11 protein-coding genes are annotated in these 15223 nt (G+C 71.6%); 7 read left to right on the top strand and 4 right to left on the bottom strand.

Annotated features, from left to right (window positions below; all coding sequences use genetic code 11):
• Nucleotides 1–217: 217 nt before the first annotated feature.
• Nucleotides 218–3739: a DNA polymerase III subunit alpha gene (gene dnaE / locus PKF00_RS20910; protein WP_271219268.1), complete on the bottom strand. Its 3522-nt coding sequence runs from the start codon at nucleotides 3737–3739 to the stop codon at nucleotides 218–220.
• A gap of 149 nt (nucleotides 3740–3888) precedes the next feature.
• On the opposite strand from dnaE, the gene PKF00_RS20905 reads away from it, so the two are divergent.
• Together PKF00_RS20905 and PKF00_RS20900 are read left to right on the top strand one after the other, a co-directional pair.
• The gene (locus PKF00_RS20905; protein ID WP_271219267.1) at nucleotides 3889–5265 is read left to right on the top strand and encodes an amino acid permease; all 1377 of its coding nucleotides are present in this window, start codon (nucleotides 3889–3891) and stop codon (nucleotides 5263–5265) included.
• 24 nt (nucleotides 5266–5289) lie between these two features.
• Nucleotides 5290–5616 carry a PadR family transcriptional regulator gene (locus tag PKF00_RS20900; protein WP_271219266.1) on the top strand — a complete coding sequence of 109 codons (327 nt, stop codon included), beginning with the start codon at nucleotides 5290–5292 and terminating at the stop codon, nucleotides 5614–5616.
• Between the two features lie 128 nt (nucleotides 5617–5744).
• Here the strand turns inward: PKF00_RS20900 and PKF00_RS44510 are convergent, their stop codons facing one another.
• Nucleotides 5745–6674, bottom strand: coding sequence for a chorismate mutase (locus tag PKF00_RS44510; RefSeq protein WP_309298423.1), 930 nt, complete (start codon nucleotides 6672–6674; stop codon nucleotides 5745–5747).
• A gap of 320 nt (nucleotides 6675–6994) precedes the next feature.
• Between PKF00_RS44510 and PKF00_RS20885 the strand changes: the two genes are divergently transcribed.
• The 5 genes from PKF00_RS20885 to PKF00_RS20865 are packed head-to-tail and all read left to right on the top strand — an operon-like array spanning nucleotide 6995 to nucleotide 13400.
• Nucleotides 6995–9166, top strand: coding sequence for a serine/threonine-protein kinase (locus PKF00_RS20885; protein ID WP_271219265.1), 2172 nt, complete (start codon nucleotides 6995–6997; stop codon nucleotides 9164–9166).
• A 50-nt stretch (nucleotides 9167–9216) separates the two neighbouring features.
• The gene (locus tag PKF00_RS20880) at nucleotides 9217–11460 is read left to right on the top strand and encodes a serine/threonine-protein kinase (protein ID WP_271219264.1); all 2244 of its coding nucleotides are present in this window, start codon (nucleotides 9217–9219) and stop codon (nucleotides 11458–11460) included.
• On the top strand, nucleotides 11457–12386 hold the full coding sequence (locus PKF00_RS20875; RefSeq protein ID WP_309298422.1) for an AraC family transcriptional regulator: 930 nt from the start codon (nucleotides 11457–11459) through the stop codon (nucleotides 12384–12386). Before PKF00_RS20880 ends, PKF00_RS20875 begins: the two co-directional genes overlap by 4 nt.
• A 22-nt stretch (nucleotides 12387–12408) precedes the next feature.
• Nucleotides 12409–13089: an AzlC family ABC transporter permease gene (locus PKF00_RS20870; RefSeq protein WP_271219263.1), complete on the top strand. Its 681-nt coding sequence runs from the start codon at nucleotides 12409–12411 to the stop codon at nucleotides 13087–13089.
• On the top strand, nucleotides 13086–13400 hold the full coding sequence (locus tag PKF00_RS20865; RefSeq protein ID WP_271219262.1) for an AzlD domain-containing protein: 315 nt from the start codon (nucleotides 13086–13088) through the stop codon (nucleotides 13398–13400). The genes PKF00_RS20870 and PKF00_RS20865 overlap by 4 nt, the downstream gene beginning before the upstream one ends.
• On the opposite strand, the gene PKF00_RS20860 is transcribed toward PKF00_RS20865, so the two are convergent.
• The gene (locus PKF00_RS20860) at nucleotides 13369–14499 is read right to left on the bottom strand and encodes a sensor histidine kinase (RefSeq protein WP_271219261.1); all 1131 of its coding nucleotides are present in this window, start codon (nucleotides 14497–14499) and stop codon (nucleotides 13369–13371) included. The genes PKF00_RS20865 and PKF00_RS20860 overlap by 32 nt on opposite strands.
• Nucleotides 14499–15185, bottom strand: coding sequence for a response regulator transcription factor (locus tag PKF00_RS20855; protein WP_271219260.1), 687 nt, complete (start codon nucleotides 15183–15185; stop codon nucleotides 14499–14501). Before PKF00_RS20855 ends, PKF00_RS20860 begins: the two co-directional genes overlap by 1 nt.
• Between the last annotated feature and the right edge of the window lie 38 nt (nucleotides 15186–15223).

The following is a 15223-nucleotide window of genomic DNA, read 5'->3' as shown; positions in this document are numbered from 1 at the left end:
TTTTCTGGAAATCAACGGCCGCAGGAACCCTCTCCCGGGAGGGCCGTCCCGGTCCCCGACCGACGACGCGGGCAGAGGCGACCGGAACCCGGAGCGACGACGGGGAGAGGGGTGACCGGAACCCGGACCGACGCGGACGGGCGGCCGGAACTCAGACCGGCCGCCCGCTTTCAGGACGTGGCGCTCCCCCGTCAGGGCCGGGAGCCCGCCCCCGGGGTCAGGCCCCCAGGCAGGCGGGGCCGAGCAGTTGCTTCAGGTCGCCCATCAGCGCCGGGGAGGGGGCCACCCGCAGGCGGTCGTCCAGGCGCACGATGGTGGTCTTGGGGCCGTTGTGGACCTGGAGGTGGACCTCGGTCGTGCCGGGGTGCGCGGTCAGGACCTCCTTCAGGCGTCCGATCACCGGAGGGGTGCAGCGGGCCAGCGGGAGGCTGACCGGCAGCGGGCCGCCGCTCTCCCTGGTCAGGTCCGGGGCCGTGACCTCCATCGCGATGATCTTTCCGACGTCCTCGCGCTTGTCCAGGCGGCCCTTGACGAAGACGATGGCGTCCTCGGCCAGGACCGTCGCGCAGAGCTGGTAGGCCGAGGGGAAGATCATCACCTCGATGGCGCCCTCCAGGTCCTCCAGCATGGTCAGCACCCAGGTGTCGCCCTTCTTGGTGACCTTGCGCTGAACGCCGGACAGGATGCCGCCGACGGTGACGACCTGGCCGTCGGGACGATGCTCGTCCTGCAGCGCGGCGACCGAGCAGTCCGCGCCCGAGGCGAGGATGTGCTCGACGCCGAAGAGCGGGTGGTCGGAGACGTACAGGCCCAGCATCTCCCGCTCGAACTGCAGCAGGGTGTTCTTGTCCCACTCCCCCGGCGGGATCTGCACGTCGAAGGTCTGGTCCTCGGCCCCCTCGATCGCCCCGAACAGCGAGTCCTGTCCCTGCGCCTCGTTCTTCTTGATGCCGATGATGCTGTCGACGGCCTGTTCGTGGACCATCACCAGGCCCTTGCGCTCGTGCGCGAACGAGTCGAAGGCGCCCGCCTTGATCAGCGACTCGATGACCCGCTTGTTGCAGACGATCATCGGGACCTTGCGCAGGAAGTCCTTGAAGTCCGCGAAGCGGCTTTTGTCCTTGCGCGCCGAGATGATCCCGTCGACCACGTTGCCGCCGACGTTGCGGATGGCCGACAGGCCGAAGCGGACGTCGGTGCCGCGCGGGGTGAAGTCGAAGTCGGAGTCGTTGACGTCCGGCGGGAGCACCTTGATGCCCATCCGGCGGCACTCGTTGAGGTAGAGGGCCGACTTGTCCTTGTCGTCCTTGACCGAGGTCAGCAGACCTGCCATGTACTCGGCCGGATAGTTGGCCTTGAGGTACGCGGTCCAGTAGGAGACCAGCCCGTAGGCGGCGCTGTGCGCCTTGTTGAAGGCGTAGTCGGAGAAGGGCAGCAGGATGTCCCAGAGGGTCTTGATCGCCGCGGCGGAGTAGCCGTTGTCCTTCATGCCCTGCTCGAAGGACTCGAACTGCTTGTCCAGCTCGGCCTTCTTCTTCTTGCCCATCGCGCGGCGCAGAAGGTCCGCTTTGCCGAGCGAGAACCCGGCGACCTTCTGCGCGATGGCCATGACCTGCTCCTGATAGACGATCAGACCGTAGGTCGTGCCGAGGATGTCCTCCAGCGACTCGCGGAACTCCTCGTGGATCGGGGTGATCTCCTGCTGGCCGTTCTTGCGCAGCGCGTAGTTGGTGTGGGAGTTGGCGCCCATCGGGCCCGGGCGGTACAGCGCGCCGACGGCGGAGATGTCCTCGAAGTTGTCGGGCTTCATCAGCCGCAGCAGCGAGCGCATGCCGCCGCCGTCCAGCTGGAACACCCCCAGGGTGTCGCCCCTGCCGAGCAGCTCGTAGGTCTTGCGGTCGTCCAGCGGGAGCTTGAGCAGGTCGATCGCGGTGCCGGTGTTGGCCTCGATCATCTTCAGGCAGTCGTCGATGATCGTGAGGTTGCGCAGGCCCAGGAAGTCCATCTTCAGCAGGCCGAGCGTCTCGCAGGTCGGGTAGTCGAACTGCGTGATGATCACACCGTCGGAGTCGCGGCGCATGATCGGGATGTAGTCGGTCAGCACCTCCGAGGACATGATGACGCCCGCGGCGTGCACGCCGGTCTGCCGGATCAGCCCCTCCAGGCCCCTGCCGAGGTCCATCGCCGACTTGACGTCGACGTCCTCGTCGTACAGCCTGCGCAGCTCGCCGGCCTCGTTGTAGCGGGGGTGAGCGGAGTCGAAGATGCCCGACAGCGGGATGTCCTTGCCCATCACCGCGGGCGGGAAGGCCTTGGACACCTTGTCGCCCAGCGCGTACGGGTATCCCAGAACGCGGGCCGCGTCCTTGATGGCCGCTTTCGCCTTGATGGTGCCGAAGGTGGCGATCATGGCGACCTTGTCGGCGCCGTACTTCTCCGTCACGTAGCGGATCACGTCACCGCGGCGACGCTCGTCGAAGTCGATGTCGACGTCGGGCATGGAGACGCGGTCGGGGTTGAGGAACCGCTCGAAGATCAGGCCGTGCGGCAGCGGGTCGAGGTCGGTGATGCCCAGCGCGTAGGCGGCCAGGGAGCCCGCCGCGGAACCACGCCCGGGGCCGACCCGGATGCCGTTGTTCTTGGCCCACATGATGAAGTCGGCGACCACGAGGAAGTACGAGGGGAACCCCATCTGCAGGATGATGTCCATCTCGTAGTCGATCTGCTTCTGATGGACCTCGTCGACGCCCTCGGGGAAACGGCGGTCCATGCCCCGCCGGATCTCCTCGCGGAACCAGCTCTCCTCGGTCTGCCCCTCGGGCACGGGGAAGGTCGGCATCAGGTTCTTGAAGCCGAACATGCCGGTCGGGTCGACCTTCTCGGCGACCAGCAGCGTGTTGCGGCACCCCTCGGCCCACAGGTCGGAGGAGTCGACCGCGCGCATCTCGTCGGCGGACTTGATGTAGTAGCCGCTGCCGTCGAAGCGGAACCGGTCGGGGTCGGACAACTGCTTGCCGGTCTGGATGCACAGCAACGCGTCGTGGGAGGTCGCGTCCGACTCGTAGGTGTAGTGGGAGTCGTTGGTGACCAGCGGCGGGATGTTCAGCTCCCTGGAGATGCGGGTCAGCCCGTCGCGGACCCGGCGCTCGATGTCGAGCCCGTGGTCCATGACCTCCAGGTAGTAGTTGTCCTTGCCGAACAGCTCCTGGAACTTCGCCGCCGCCGCGACCGCCTCGTCGTACTGGCCCAGGCGCAGGCGGGTCTGCACCTCGCCGGACGGACAGCCGGTCGTGGCCATCAGCCCCTCGGAGTGCTCGGCGAGGGTCTCGGCGTCCATCCGGGCCCACTTGCGGACGAAGCCCTCGGTGTAGGCGCGCGAGGAGAGCTTCATCAGGTTCTTCAGGCCGCGCTCGTTGCGCGCCCAGATCGTCATGTGGGTGTAGTAGCCGCCCGCGGAGACGTCGTCGCGCTTCTGGTGCGGCTCACCCCACAGCACCGGCTTCTTCTGGTGCCTGGAGGCCGGGGCGACGTAGGCCTCGATGCCGATGATCGGCTTGATCCCGGCGCCGGTCGCCTGCCTGTAGAAGTCGTAGGCGCCGTGCATGTTGCCGTGGTCGGTCATCGCGATGGCGGGCATGCCCAGGTCTCCGACCTGTTTGAACATCTGCTTCAGACGGGCGGCTCCATCGAGCATGGAGTACTCCGTGTGAACGTGAAGATGCACAAACGAGTCGGACATGCGGCCTCGTTCCTCCCCCTAGTCGCGTGTCGGCGTGGGAAGCCTACGCCGTTCGCCGCCCTTTGGGGGCACCCGACGCCCTGCACGTGGAGTGACGATTGGATACTGTCCGTAACATCGTTTCCAGGCGGGGCAAACGGGGGGAAGCCATGAGGACCGACGAGGGCTACAGCCACGCGCTCGGCAATCGCCAGGTGCAGATGATAGCGATCGGCGGCGCGATCGGCGTGGGCCTCTTCCTCGGCTCCGGCGGGCGGCTCCAGGCGGCGGGCCCCGCGCTCGTGCTGTCGTACGCGACCGCCGGGCTCGCGGCGTTCTTCGTCATGCGGGCCCTCGGCGAGCTGGTGCTGTACAGGCCCACCTCGGGCTCCTTCGTAGACTACGCCGCCGACTTCGTCGGGCCGTGGGCCGCCTTCGCCAGCGGCTGGATGTACTGGCTCAACTGGGCCTTCACCGGCATCGCGGAACTGACCGCGATCTCCACGTACGTGGGCCTGTGGGCCCCGCAGTTCCCCCGCTGGGTCACCGCGCTCGTCGCGCTGGCGTTCGTGCTGGTGGTCAACCTGCTGTCGGTGCGGCTCTTCGGCGAGCTGGAGTTCTGGTTCGCCATGCTCAAGGTGCTGGCCATATGCGCGTTCCTGGTGGTCGGGCTGACGCTGGTGATCTTCGGGACGTCCCTGGGCGGGAGCACCGCGGGGGTCGGCAACCTCGTCGACCACGGCGGTTTCCTGCCCAACGGGTTCCCGGTGGTCCTGATGAGCCTGCAGTCGGTGGTCTTCGCCTACGCCTCGATCGAGCTGGTCGGCATCGCCGCGGGCGAGACCAGGAATCCCAGGGAGATCATGCCCAGGGCGATCAACGGTGTGGTCTGGCGGATCGCGATCTTCTACGTCGGCTCGGTCCTGCTGCTCGCGATGGTCCTGCCGTGGACCGCGTACGGCCCGGGCCAGTCGCCGTTCGTGACGGTCTTCACCGCCCTCGGCGCCCCCTGGGCGGCGGACGCCATGAACCTCGTCGTGATCACCGCGGCCATGTCGTCGTGCAACTCGGGCCTGTACTCGACGGGGCGCATCCTGCGGGCCATGGCCCTCAGGGGCGAGGCCCCCGCCTTCGCCGGGCATCTCGGCTCCCGCCACGTCCCCTACGGCGGCATCCTCATCACGGCGGGCGTGCTGTTGTCCGGGGTCGCCCTCTACTACTTCGTACCGGAACGCGCCTTCAACATCGCGACCGCGGTCGCCTCCCTCGGCGTGATCACCACCTGGGGCGCCCTCGTCTTCTGCCAGCTCCGCCTCCGCCAGGCCGCCGAGCGGGGCCTGCTGGAACGCCCGCGCTTCCGGATGCCGGGCTCGCCGTACAGCAACTGGCTCACCCTGGGCTTCCTGGCGCTGGTCGTGCTCCTCATGCCGTTCGCGGACGCCGACCAGCGCGTCGCCTTCCTCTGCATCCCGCTGCTGGCGGTCGCCATCACCGCCGGGTGGCGGATCGTCTCCTCCCGCCGCGACCGGTCACCCCTTGATCAATAGTACGTTACACGATATATATCGAATGTGGCCTTACGCGAGCAGAGCTATCTGATCCTGCTGGCCCTCTCCGAGGGCCCCCTGCACGGATACGGCGTGATCAAAACGGTTCGGGAGCTGTCCGAGGAGCGGGTACGGCTCGGCGCGGGCACCCTCTACGGCGCGCTCGACCGGCTGGCGGCCGACGGCCTGGTGGCCGTGGTGGGCGAGGAGGTCGTCGGGGGCCGCCACCGCCGCTACTACGACCTGACCGGGCACGGCCGCGAGGTCCTCACCGAGGAGACCGCCCGCCTGTCCCGGCTGGCCGCCACCGCCCGGCGCCGCCTGGACCCCGGACTCGGCCTGGAGACGTGAGTCCCCTCCCCCGCCCCGCCGCGCACGGGCCCGGTCCGGAGCGGACGCCCTCCGTGTCCCGTCCGGGTGCGGACCAGCCGCTCTCCGGACAGGACACGACGTCCTCTCGGCCGTGGCGGGCGCAGGCCCTAGGCCTGGGCGTTCGCCGCCCGCTCCTCCGCCAGGTGCAGGCCCGCCTCGATGACCGCGTTCATGATGGACGCGAGCCGCGCCTCGCCCAGGGTCGGGGCCCTGCGGGCCATCTCCTCGACCAGGCGGCGCTCGCGGTCCATGTCACGGCCGGCGAAGCCGCCGACGGGCTTGAGGCGCTGGATGGTGCCCGCGAGCTCGGCGCGGCGCTCCAGGAGGACCGCGAGGGCCGCGTCGACGCGGTCGATGGCGCTCCGCGCGGCCAGGACGGAGTCGGGGACCTCGGATCGGGTGACCGCTCCGACGATCCGCACGGCCTCCTGCGCGGCGAGGGCGGTCCGCTCGGCGGCGTCCTGGGCCAGCAGGAGCCCGTCGGCCCCCGCCGCGACGGCCGCCGCGGCCAGGGCGGGCTCCTCGCCGAGGTCGGCCAGGACAGGACGCCCGGAACGTCGCCTCGCCTCCCGCATCAGGGCCAGGTCGAGGGTGATCCCCGCCTGGTGCGTACGGCTGCCGCTCTCGCAGAGCACCACCCGGTCGTTGCCCTCGGCGACGCAGTAGTCGGCGATGGCGAGCCACTCCTCCAGGGTCGCGGCGGGACCGCGCTGGACCACCACCGGCAGGCCGAGCCTGGCGACCGCCCTGACCAGCTGGAAGTCCTGCATCCAGGCCGCGCCGACGATCACCCCTTCGACGTCGGCGACGATCTCCGGCAGGTCGGCCGCGGAGAACGGCTCGACCAGGATCGGCCCGGCCCACTCCGCGCGGACCGCGGCGACGGTCTCCGCCGCGGGCACCCGCCCGTGGTGGTCGCGCAGGCTGACCCAGCGGGCGTCCGCCCCCGCTCCGCCGATCACCACGGCCGGTCCGGCCCCCACCGTGAGCGTCCCCACCTGTACGGCGCCGCGCTCCAGGTGTGCGGTCAACGACATCTCGGCTCCCCATGCTCAGCCGGCGCGCACATCCCGTGGTCCGGCGAATCGTAAGAAACAAAAAAGGCAGAGACTGTGGCGTCTCTGCCCCTGCCGGCTCCGAACGGTCGCTACGTCACGCTGTCACGACCGGCTCCTCGGAGCCGGCTCGATAAACACGGAATAGCTAGTCATGAAAACGACGATAGGGCATCTCAGCCCCAGACGCCACTTGCAGGTCAACACCTCCGTGGGTACGGACTTCCAGATCCCAGGAGAGTCGATCACCCACCTCGGCCTATGAGAGTATTCGGGGGTTTAGAAAGGGGTAGGTGCGGTTGATGGCCGAAGCACAGCCTGAGGGACGTCGCGTTGCCTCCCGCTACCACCTGCTCGAACCCATCGGCCGGGGTGGCATGGGCATCGTCTGGCGGGCGCACGACGAGCTCCTCGACCGGGAGGTCGCGGTCAAGGAGGTCCGCTACGCCGACTCTCTCGGCGAGGACAACCAGGAGGACTTCAACCGGCGCACCAAGCGCGAGGCGCGTGCCGCTGGACGGCTGACGCACCCGAACGTGGTCGTCGTCCACGACGTGGTCGAGGAGGACGGCAGGCCCTGGATCGTCATGCAGCTGGTGGAGTCCCGCTCGCTCGGCAGGGTCCTGCGCCAGGACGGGCCGTTGCCCGCCAAGCGGGTCGCCGAGATCGGGCTGGCGGTGCTGGAGGCGCTGCGCGCCGCCCACGCCCAGGGGGTGCTGCACCGTGACGTCAAACCGGAGAACGTGCTGCTGGCCGACGACGGCCGGGTGGTGCTGACCGACTTCGGCATCGCGACGCTGGAGGCGGAGACCGCGCTGACCATGACCGGGATCGCGGGCACGCCCGCGTTCATCCCGCCTGAGCGGATCAAGGGCGCCAGCGCGCAGCGCGAGTCGGACCTGTGGTCCCTCGGGGCCACGCTGTACGCGGCCGTCGAGGGCAAGCCCCCGCACGACCGGGGCGGGGCGCTGCCGACCATGCACGCCGTGCTGAACGACGAACCCGAGCCCCCGGTGAACGCGGGGCGGCTCACCCCCGTCCTCGAGGGGCTGCTCCGCAAGGACCCTGAGCTGCGGATGTCCTACGAGGAGGCCTCGCGGCTGCTGCGCGAGGTGGTCGAGGACGACGACAGGCAGCGGCGGCCCGCCAGGACGGCCGTCATGCCCTCGGTGGCCGTCACCCCCGCGCCGACGCCCGTGGACGCGGATCCGGGGACGAGCGCGGCGACGGCCGAGACCGACCCGGGGATCCAGTACCGCGCGGAGGACCTGCCCGCGACGGGAGTGAAGCTCGGCTCCCCCGCGCAGGACGCCCCGGCGCGACGGCCCGAGACGGCCGAGCCCGCGGAGCGGGAGCCTCGGGAGCCTCGGGAGCAGGGCCGGCGACCGGGGTCGGCGCCCGCCTCGAAGCCTGCGCCGGTTCCGGGGGCGGACTCCGCCTCCGGAGCCGTCTCCCCTCCCGGACCGGTCAGGACGCCGCCGCGGAAACCCGTTCCCGGCCCGGCCCAGGCGCCGCGGAAACCCGATCCGGTGTCCGGGCAGGCCGGGCGTCCCGCGTCCGCCCCGGCGCGGATCCGGACCCCTGTCTCCGCCCCCGTCCCCCGCCCGGCCCCGGCTCCCGCCGCCAAGGCGGGGCGCGAGCCCGTCCCTCCGGTGCGCCGGGTCCAGGAGTCCCCGGCCGGGGTCGCGCCCGTCCCCAGCCGGGACCTCCTCGCCGACCTCAAGCCCTCCTCCCCCCGGGCCGTGCCGATGGAGGAGTATCTCGCCACGTCTCCCTCGGGAGTGCCGGAGGAGCCCTCCAGGTCGCCGCTGAGGCGGGCCCTGCTGCTCATCGTGCCCGCGCTCGTGATCGTCGGACTCGTCGCGGGATGGCTCGGGATGCGTTCCGGCCAGACGACGGGCGGTCTGCCCGCGCCGCGCCCCAGCGAGCCGAACGGGTCCGGCCTGCCCGCCGAGACGAGCGGGAAGCCCACCTCCGAGCCCTCCTCGGGCGACAGCCCGAGTCCCAGCCCGACCAAGAAGGAGAAGGACTCCAAGCTCCCCGACGGCTGGCACACGCACAAGGACGGCAACGGGTTCTCCGTCGGCCTGCCGAAGGGATGGGGCGTGGACCGGCGCTCCGGGCAGTCGGTGTGGTTCCGCGGTCCCGACCGGGTGAGCTACCTGCTGATCGAGTACACCGAGAACCCCAGCTCCGACCCGAAGAAGGACTGGCAGGAGCAGGAGCGCTACAGCCGGAGCTCCTTCAACGGCTACAAGCGCGTCCGGATCGACAAGGTCGACTACATGAAGAAGGCCGCCGACTGGGAGTTCACCTGGAACATGAGTTCCGGCAAGGCACGGGTGATCGACCGGGGATTCATCACCGAGGGCGGCCGGGGATACGCGATCTACTGGCACACTCGGGCCGACGAGTGGGACAAGAACCTGGGTCTCTTCAAGGGGTTCACCGCGACCTTCTCCTCGAAAAAGTAGGGAAGCGTCCTGACCGGCTACGATGCGTTGGTTTGGGAGGGGCGGGGAGAATGACCGAACGGAAGGTGGCGGGCCGATACCGCCTGCTGGAACCCATCGGCGAAGGCGGGATGGGCGTCGTCTGGCGGTCCCACGACGAGCTTCTCGACCGGATCGTCGCGGTCAAGGAGGTTCGCTACCGGGGGGTCGACGAGGCGGCGCGCGTCGACCTGAACCGGCGGACGATCCGGGAGGCGAAGACCGCGGGGCGGCTCGACCACCCCTCTGTGATCATCGTGCACGACGTGGTCGAGGAGGAGGGCAGGCCGTGGATCGTCATGCAGCTGGTCCGGTCGCGCTCCCTGGGCGAGGTCGTGCGCCAGGCGGGGCCGCTCTCCCCTGATCGGGTCGCCTCGGTCGGGCTGCACGTGCTGGGCGCGCTGCGGGCGGCGCACGCCGCGGGGGTGCTGCACCGTGACGTCAAGCCGGAGAACGTGCTGCTGGCCGACGACGGCCGGGTGGTGCTGACCGACTTCGGCATCGCCTCGATGACGCAGGAGACCGGGATCACCCGCACCGGCGGGATGGTCGGCACCCCCGCCTTCCTTCCCCCCGAACGGCTCCACGGGATGTCCGCGACCCCCGAGTCCGACCTGTGGTCCCTGGGGGCGACGCTGTACGCGGCCCTGGAGGGGCATCCGCCGTTCGAGCGCCCGACGGCCGCGGCGACCATGATGGCGGTCCTGAACGGCGAGCCCAGCCCCATGTCGCACAGCGGGCCTCTCGCCTCCGCGATCCTCGGCCTGATGGCCAGGGAGCCCGCCGCCCGGATGTCCGCCGACGAGGCCGAGGCCCTGCTCACCCGCGCCTCGGCGGACCGCCTCCCCGGCGGGGCCGCCACGGGCGACCGGTCCGCGCAGGCGGGCCCGGCCGCCCACCACGGCCGTGCGCCGCACGCGGGGCAGCCGCAGACCGGGCAGCCGGCGTACGACGCGGGACCCTACGGCGCCGCGTCGTACGCCGGAGCGCCCCACAACGGAGCACCTCACGCCGGGGACCCCCACACCGGCGCCCCGTACGGCGCGCAGGCGTACGGGTCGCACGGCGTGGAGGCGTACGGCGCCGCCCCGCACGCCGGAACCCCGCACGCCGGGGACCCCTACGCGGGCAACCAGTACGCCGTGGAGCGACGCCGCGCCGAAGAGGCCCGGTACGCCGCGGACGCCAGGTACGCCGGGGAGGCGCCGCGTCCCGCGGGCGTGCCGCCCACCGCCTGGCTTCCCCAGCACGGCCCTCCCCAGCACGGGGGGCAGCCGCCCCTCCCCCACGGCCAGGGGCACTCGCCGCGCACCGGCCCCACCCACGGTGGGCTGCCCTTCCAGCTCACCCACCCCTCCGGCCAGCCGCACCACGGCGACCTCCCGCACGCGGGGCGGACGCCGGCCACGAACGACCCGTTCCAGTCGCTCCACCCCCACAGCCCGACCAGGACGGAGCACCCGCTCCCCGGCGCCGACCCGTTCCAGCCGTCCTTCCCGGACCCCTCCGCCCAGGCGGGGCAGCCCTTCCAGCCCGCCGAGCAGCCGTACCCCGGCCCCAGGACGCGGCGGGGGCAGCACGCCTCGGACGACGACCCCACGTCGGCGCGGCGGCGTCCCGCCACCCGGCGGACGGCCCTCATGGTGGGCGCGCCCGTGCTCGCCCTGGCGGTCGGGGTCGGCGGATGGCTGGTGCTCCGCAACCTGGGGGGCGAGCCGGGGGACGTCCCGACCTCGCCGACGGCCACCGCCGCGGTCCCCGGCACGACGGTCTCCCCTTCCAGGTCGCCCAAGCCGTCCAGGACCTCCCGTCCCACCGCCTCGGGCCGTCCGACCCAGCTTCCCGACGGCTGGCAGCTCTACCGCGACCCGCTCGGCTTCAGCGTGGGGATGCCGCGCGGCTGGACGACCAAGCGCTCCGCCGGGCGCGACCGGGTGGAGTTCAGGGCTCCGGGGTCGGACGCCTTCCTGTGGATCGAGTCGACGGAGGACCCGGAGACGGACCCGGTCAGGCACTGGGAGAAGGTCGAGAAGGGCGGGCTGGCCAGGAAGCTCTGGCCGGGGTACGAACGGGTCGGCATCACCCCGCGGAGATATCGTGGGCTGGAGGCTGCCGACTGGGAGTTCACCTACCTGAAGAACGGCGTCCGGACCCACGTCCTGGACCGGGGGTTCCGCACGGCCGCCGGCCGTCCCTACGCGATCTACTGGGAGAGCCCCGAGTCCGAGTGGGACCGGACGTTCTTCGACAGGTTCACCGAGACCTTCAGACCGTGACGGGCCTGGGGGCGGGCCGGGAGACAGGACTGGGAGCGAGACAGGAGACCTGGCCCGGGGCGGGCCGGGAGGCCGGGCCGGAGACCGGCCTCGGGGCGGAGCCGGAGGCCGCGCGCTTCTGGCGAAACCCGGCGCTGCCCGGGGTCGACCTGCTCAGGGCCAGATACGTGACCCACAGGTTCACCCGGCACGCGCACGACGGATACGCCATCGGGGTGATCGTGTCCGGCGTCGAGGAGTTCGACTACCGGGGCGCCCGGCACCGCGCGGGCGCGGGAAGCGTGGTTCTCGTCGACCCCGAGCAGGCGCACACCGGGCACGCGGGCGAGCCGGACGGCTGGGCCTACCGGATGCTCTACCCCTCGGTCGAGGTCATCGCCGAGATCGCCGCCGAGCTGCTCGCCGGGCGCGGCACGCCGTACTTCCCCGAGGCCGTCGTCTCGAACCCGCACAGCGCGACGCTGCTGAGGGCCGCGCACGACGCCGCCGAGCGCGGCGACGACCTGGCCTCCTCGACACTGGCCCGCGCGGCCTTCGGCACGCTGCTGCGACACCACGCGGGCCGCCTGCCACCGGAGACGCAGCTGTCCGACGACCCCAGGGCGGTCCGGCTCGCGCGGGAGATCCTGCACGAGCGGCTCGTCGACCCGCCCACGCTGGAGGATCTGGCGCTGGCCGTACGGTCGAAGCCGTTCGCCCTCATCCGGGCGTTCAAGGCGGCGACGGGGCTGCCTCCGCACGCCTACCTGAACACGCTGCGAGTCCAGCGGGCCCGCGGACTGCTCGACTCCGGCGTGCCGCCCTCGCAGGTCGCCGGCGATGTGGGGTTCACCGACCAGGCCCACCTGACCAGGCACTTCAAACGGATGGTGGGCGTTCCCCCTGCCGCGTACCAACGTGCAGGAACGTACAAGACCCGGCCCTGAAGCCGGACATAACCTCGTCCACATGGAAACATCCACTCGTTCCTCAGCAATCAGGGACGGACTGGGAGTGGGGATCGCCGTCGGACTGGCCGGGCTCGCCTTCGGCGCCAGCGCGGTCACCGCGGGACTGAGCGTCACGCAGGCGTGCGTGCTGAGCCTGTTCGCCTTCACCGGCGCCTCGCAGTTCGCCATGGTCGGCGTCGTCGCGGGCGGCGGGAACCTCGTCGCGGGCACCGCGGGCGCGCTGCTGCTCGGAGGCCGCAACAGCCTGTACGGCCTGCGCATGGCCGACGTGCTGGGGGCCAGGGGCGGGCGCAGGTTCCTCATGGCCCATGGCGTGATCGACGAGACGACCGCGGTGGCCATGGCCCAGCCGGACGACGAGTCGGCCAGGACGGGCTTCGCCGTCACGTTCGCCAGCCTCTACCTGACCTGGAACCTCACCACCCTGCTGGGCGCGGTGGGGACCTCCTGGATCTCCGACCCGGCCGTGCTCGGCCTGGACGCGGTCGGTCCCGCGACGTTCCTCGCGATCCTGTGGCCCAGGCTCACCGGCGACGGCCCGGAGACCCGCACGCTGCGGACGATCGCGGCGGGCGGCGCGGCGATCGCGCTGGCCGCGACCCCGTTCACCCCGCCCGGCGTGCCCGTGCTCATCGCGGCGGTCGCCGCGCTCGCCGTGATCATGAGGAGGCCCCGGTGAGCGCTGTGTGGTGGGCTGTGATCGCCACCTGCGCGGGGTGCTACGCGCTGAAGCTGGCCGGGCTGTCCGCGCCGCGCAGGCTGCTCGACCACCCGCGGGTGCAGCGCTTCGCGGCGCTGGTCCCGGTGGCGCTGCTGGCCGCGCTGATCGCGGTGCAGACCTTCGCGCACGGCCAGTCGCTGCTGGTGGACTGGCCGCGTACCGCGGGGCTGGGAGCGGCCGTCGTGGCGCTGCTGCTGCGCGCGCCCTTCCTGGTGGTGATCGCGACGGCGGCCGTCGTCACCGCTGGGCTCCGCTGGCTGGTGGCCTGAGCGGGAGCCGTACCCGGAACGTCGCCCCCTCGCCGGGGCCGGAGGTCGCCCCGGCGTCGCCGCCGTGCGCGGCGGCGACGGCGGCGACGATCGACAGCCCGAGGCCCGCGCCCCCCTGACGGCGGGCACCGCCGCGGGCGTGCTCTCCCCGGTGGAAGCGTTCGAAGACCAGGGCGGCCTGCTCCTCGGTGAGCCCCGCCCCCTCGTCGGCCACCTCGATCACGGCGTGCGGGGCCTCGGCCGTGATCCTGACGACCGCCGGAGTCCCCTCCGGGGTGTGGCTGAGCACGTTGGCGAGCAGGTTGCCGACGATCTGGCGGATCCTGGCGGCGTCGCCGAGCACCTCGACCGGTCCTTCGCACTCCAGCGACAGCGGTCTGAGCGGTTCGATGGCCAGGGTGTCGGCGATCGCGTCGGCCGCCAGGGCGGTCAGCTCGACCGGGGCGCGCTCAAGGGGACGGCCCTGGTCCAGCCTGGCCAGCAGCAGCATCTCGTCCACCAGCGAGCCCATCCGGGTGGCCTCCGCCTCGATCCTGCTCATGGCCTTGGCCAGGTCCTCCGGCCTGGTGGCCGCGCCGCGCCGGAACAGCTCGGCGTACCCCCTGACAGAGGCGATCGGGGTGCGCAGTTCGTGGGAGGCGTCGGCGACGAAGCGGCGCAGCCGGTCCTGCGACGCCTCCCGCTCGCGGAAGGCGTCCTCGATCTGGGCGAGCATCTGGTTGAGCGCGTGACCGAGACGGCCCACCTCCCCGGTGAGCGGCGCCGTCTCGACCCGGCGGCCGAGGTCGCCCCCGGCGATGGCGGCCGCGGTCTCGACGATGCGCTCCAGCGGGCGCAGGCCCCGGTGGACGAGGTGCGCCGCCAGGAGGGTCAGGCAGACCAGCGCGAACAGCGACGAACCGATCATGACGTAGGCGATGCGCTCGGTCAGCTCGTCGGAGGCCGCCTCCAGCGCCTGCGGCGTGGTCAGGGCGAGCAGCCGGGAGCCGCCGGGCCCGCGCCAGTCCTGCAACGCGCCGAACGTCGCCCCCGCCGCCATGCCCAGCGCGAGGGCGACCAGGACGACGGCGGTCAGCACGAGGCGGACCCGCAGCGACATCAGTCCTCCCTCGGCAGGCGCAGGACGTATCCCACCCTGGGCACGGTGTGGATGAGGGGCGGGTCGAAGGCGTCGACCTTGCGGCGCAGGTAGCTGACGTAGGTCTGCACGATCCCGTCGTTGCCGCCGAAGTCGTACTCCCAGACGTGGTCGAGGATCTGCCGCTTGGAGACGACCCTTCCCGCGTTGAGCGCCAGGAAGCGCAGCAGCTTGAACTCCGTCGGGGTGAGGTCGACGCGGCGGCCGTCCCGCCGCACCTCGTGGGCGTCCTCGTCGACGACCAGGTCGGCGAAGGTCAGCCTGCCGCCGCCCGGGTCCGTCCGCCTGGTCCGCCGCAGCACGGCCCTTATCCGGGCGATCAGCTCCTCCAGGCTGAACGGCTTGGTGACGTAGTCGTCGCCCCCCACGGTCAGTCCGCTGATCTTGTCCTCGGTGGCGTCGCGGGCGGTGAGGAAGACCACCGGCGCCTGTGAGCCCGTGCTCCTGATCCGACGGCAGACCTCCGTGCCGAGCACGTCGGGCAGCATCACGTCCAGGACGATCAGGTCGGGGTCGAAGGCACGGGCCAGCGCAACCGCCGCGGCCCCCGTTCCGGCGATCGCCGTCTCGAATCCCTCGTAGCGCAGGGCGGTGGCGACGAGATCGGCGAGATAGGGCTCATCATCTACGACCAATATGCGGCTCACGCGACCAGTCTGGCCTGAAAGATCGCACGGAAGGCGCG

The organism is Streptosporangium carneum (assembly GCF_027922005.1).
Taxonomy (GTDB): Bacteria; Actinomycetota; Actinomycetes; order Streptosporangiales; family Streptosporangiaceae; genus Streptosporangium; species Streptosporangium carneum.
Note: the sequence above shows the minus strand (reverse complement) of the source record. Positions and strands in the feature narration are given on the sequence as shown.